The organism is Romboutsia sp. D33t1_170424_H2 (assembly GCF_015669105.1).
Taxonomy (GTDB): Bacteria; Bacillota; Clostridia; order Peptostreptococcales; family Peptostreptococcaceae; genus Romboutsia_C; species Romboutsia_C hominis.
In genome coordinates this window covers 1-2,697 of the sequence record NZ_JADOZQ010000032.1, presented here as the reverse complement: position 1 = coordinate 2,697, position 2,697 = coordinate 1, and the positions used below count along the sequence as shown (strand labels likewise).

Annotated in this window: 2 protein-coding genes, 13 tRNA genes and 1 rRNA gene; all 16 read right to left on the bottom strand. The window is 38.0% G+C overall.

Features of this window, described 5'->3' with window-relative positions; all coding sequences use genetic code 11:
- Positions 1 to 199 (bottom strand): 16S ribosomal RNA (locus tag I4U66_RS14545); the annotation flags it as partial.
- A gap of 537 nt (positions 200 to 736) precedes the next feature.
- Positions 737 to 1,150, bottom strand: a complete 414-nt coding sequence (locus I4U66_RS14540) for a hypothetical protein (RefSeq protein WP_092921872.1) — start codon at positions 1,148 to 1,150, stop codon at positions 737 to 739.
- A gap of 21 nt (positions 1,151 to 1,171) precedes the next feature.
- Positions 1,172 to 1,423: a DUF2508 family protein gene (locus tag I4U66_RS14535; RefSeq protein ID WP_166506174.1), complete on the bottom strand. Its 252-nt coding sequence runs from the start codon at positions 1,421 to 1,423 to the stop codon at positions 1,172 to 1,174.
- Positions 1,424 to 1,582: 159 nt separating this feature from the next.
- A tRNA-Val gene (locus I4U66_RS14530) sits at positions 1,583 to 1,658 on the bottom strand.
- Between the two features lie 5 nt (positions 1,659 to 1,663).
- A tRNA-Arg gene (locus I4U66_RS14525) sits at positions 1,664 to 1,740 on the bottom strand.
- A gap of 5 nt (positions 1,741 to 1,745) precedes the next feature.
- A tRNA-Cys gene (locus I4U66_RS14520) sits at positions 1,746 to 1,819 on the bottom strand.
- Between the two features lie 10 nt (positions 1,820 to 1,829).
- Positions 1,830 to 1,905: transfer RNA gene (locus tag I4U66_RS14515), tRNA-Lys, on the bottom strand.
- An 8-nt stretch (positions 1,906 to 1,913) separates the two neighbouring features.
- Positions 1,914 to 1,990: transfer RNA gene (locus I4U66_RS14510), tRNA-His, on the bottom strand.
- An 11-nt stretch (positions 1,991 to 2,001) separates the two neighbouring features.
- Positions 2,002 to 2,078, bottom strand: a tRNA-Pro gene (locus I4U66_RS14505).
- A gap of 20 nt (positions 2,079 to 2,098) precedes the next feature.
- Positions 2,099 to 2,175: transfer RNA gene (locus I4U66_RS14500), tRNA-Ile, on the bottom strand.
- 12 nt (positions 2,176 to 2,187) lie between these two features.
- Positions 2,188 to 2,264: transfer RNA gene (locus tag I4U66_RS14495), tRNA-Met, on the bottom strand.
- A 9-nt stretch (positions 2,265 to 2,273) separates the two neighbouring features.
- A tRNA-Phe gene (locus I4U66_RS14490) sits at positions 2,274 to 2,349 on the bottom strand.
- Positions 2,350 to 2,352: 3 nt separating this feature from the next.
- Positions 2,353 to 2,441, bottom strand: a tRNA-Ser gene (locus tag I4U66_RS14485).
- Positions 2,442 to 2,445: 4 nt separating this feature from the next.
- Positions 2,446 to 2,521: transfer RNA gene (locus I4U66_RS14480), tRNA-Lys, on the bottom strand.
- A gap of 10 nt (positions 2,522 to 2,531) precedes the next feature.
- A tRNA-Gln gene (locus I4U66_RS14475) sits at positions 2,532 to 2,607 on the bottom strand.
- Between the two features lie 6 nt (positions 2,608 to 2,613).
- Positions 2,614 to 2,690 (bottom strand) — tRNA-Arg (locus I4U66_RS14470).
- Between the last annotated feature and the right edge of the window lie 7 nt (positions 2,691 to 2,697).

The following is a 2,697-nucleotide window of genomic DNA, read 5'->3' as shown; positions in this document are numbered from 1 at the left end:
CTTTGATAAGAAAGCCATGCGACTTTCTCATGTTATCTCGTATTAGCATACCTTTCGGTATGTTATCCGTGTGTACAGGGCAGGTTACCCACGCGTTACTCACCCGTCCGCCGCTCTTTACCGAAGTAAATCGCTCGACTTGCATGTGTTAGGCACGCCGCCAGCGTTCATCCTGAGCCAGGATCAAACTCTCAAATAAAAGTTGTTACCTGCTCAGACTATCATTATCTGAATATCTGGCTTGGTTTGTTTTCGATTCTTTTAAGAATCAGTTATATAAATTAACCTACTGTTTAATTTTCAAAGTTCATTTTCGTTTTGCCCTTTTCTTAAGGACAAGTAATACTATATCATCTTATTTTTATATCGTCAATACTTTTTTGAAAAAAATTATTTTTTATTTATAATGTGCTTTTCAACAATTATATTATGTGTAAGATAGAGTATATTTATTCATTATTTTATTATTAACTTAAAAAAAATTAGCTATGCAATTTTATTTAAATTAATACAACTATATGCTTATAAATTTGATAAACTATATATATTTAAATATTATTATTAAGATGAATGAAAATTATATCCAAAGGCATATAATCATCTGCTTATAATTAACCTATTCACAAAAATCTTTTATCTTCTATATTATACTTAATATAACTTTATTAAGTATAATTAAATTACTTATTATAAAAAAGAAAGGATATTAAGTAATATTAATACCCTTTCTTTTTTATTAATCAACTTGTGATAATAATCTTCTCGCAACATCAGATACTTTTAATTCACCTAGTTCTGCATGTCCTATCGCTATAACTACTTTTATGGCATCATCTGTATTATCCCATTTATAAGCCCTAGCATTCATAACAGCATCTTCTGGCATTATTTCTTCTAGTTCCATAGCTAATTCATCTGCTAATGTTATATATTCATCAAATAAATCTTCACTATCTATTTCTTCTAAATCATAGTCTTCTTTTATTATTTCATTTAAATTGTCTATATCTATACTTATTTGGTAAGCTAATGTATCTTCTCTTTTTGTTCCTTTAGTTAAATCTTTTTCTACTATAAAGTCACTATTTTCTTGTATAGTCTCTTTTAGTTCTTCGCTATCTACTATTTCATCCCCAAAAACTACGTACATGATCTAATCATCTCCTTAGAATTATTTTGCTATTGATTCTACTAAAGACTCTTGCAATGTCTTCTTTATTCCTCTTTCCTTAGCAATCTTTATTAAATATCTATATCTTGATTTTTTTGCCTCTAATTCATATATAGCAACATCCACTAACTCTGGATCTGTAACTAGTTGAAAAAAATGTTCTGCTGTTTCAACATCCAACTGAGCTCTTTTTATCTCCTTTATTAGTTTTTGCTTTTCTTTATTTTTATTAATGTTTTTTATTTTAGACATAGTCATCCTCCCTAAATCATATTTTATTAAGAATTTTGACATATTCTAAAATCTATATACCATTATATGTAAATTTAATTCCTTTATCAAGATAGTATACATTCTTAGTATTATTTTTTACACATAAAAACCTCTAGTGAAAATCACTAGAGGTTACACTGGTGGGATTAACAGGGCTCGAACCTGTGACCCCCTGCTTGTAAGGCAGGTGCTCTCCCAGCTGAGCTATAATCCCGGATATGGTGCGCCCAAAGGGACTCGAACCCCTAACCTTCTGATTCGTAGTCAGACACTCTATCCAGTTGAGCTATAGGCGCAATTTTGGAGGCGACACCCAGATTCGAACTGGGGATCAAGGAGTTGCAGTCCACTGCCTTACCACTTGGCTATGTCGCCGTAATATAAATGGTGACCCATCCGCGACTCGAACGCGGGACACCCTGATTAAAAGTCAGGTGCTCTACCGACTGAGCTAATGGGTCATTTTACATGGGGTGGATAATGAGATTCGAACTCACGGCCTCCAGAGCCACAATCTGGCGCTCTAACCAACTGAGCTATACCCACCATATCTATATTGGTCGAGGTGAAGGGACTCGAACCCCCGGCCCCATGGTCCCAAACCATGTGCGCTACCAAACTGCGCTACACCTCGGTATTACTTTGTAATTAATGTGGTGGGCCATCAGGGACTCGAACCCCAGACCTACCGGTTATGAGCCGGGCGCTCTAACCAACTGAGCTAATGGCCCACATTAATTAAGTGGTAGCGGTAACAGGAGTCGAACCTGTGACCTTTCGGGTATGAACCGAACGCTCTAGCCAACTAAGCTATACCGCCACGAATTAATGGTGCCCAGAGGCGGAATCGAACCACCGACACGGGGATTTTCAGTCCCCTGCTCTACCGACTGAGCTATCTGGGCATTTGGCGGAGAGGGTGGGATTCGAACCCACGGTGCCGTTAAGCATCACTGGTTTTCAAGACCAGCTCCTTAAACCACTCGGACACCTCTCCGTATTGGTGACCCATCCGCGACTCGAACGCGGGACACCCTGATTAAAAGTCAGGTGCTCTACCGACTGAGCTAATGGGTCATTTTTAATTTGGCAGGGGATGCAGGACTCGAACCTACGCATGTAGCAGTCAAAGTGCTATGCCTTACCGACTTGGCGAATCCCCTATGAAGTGGTGAGCGCACAGGGATTCGAACCCCGGACACACGCCTTAGAAGGGCGTTGCTCTATCCAGCTGAGCTATGCACCCACATTAT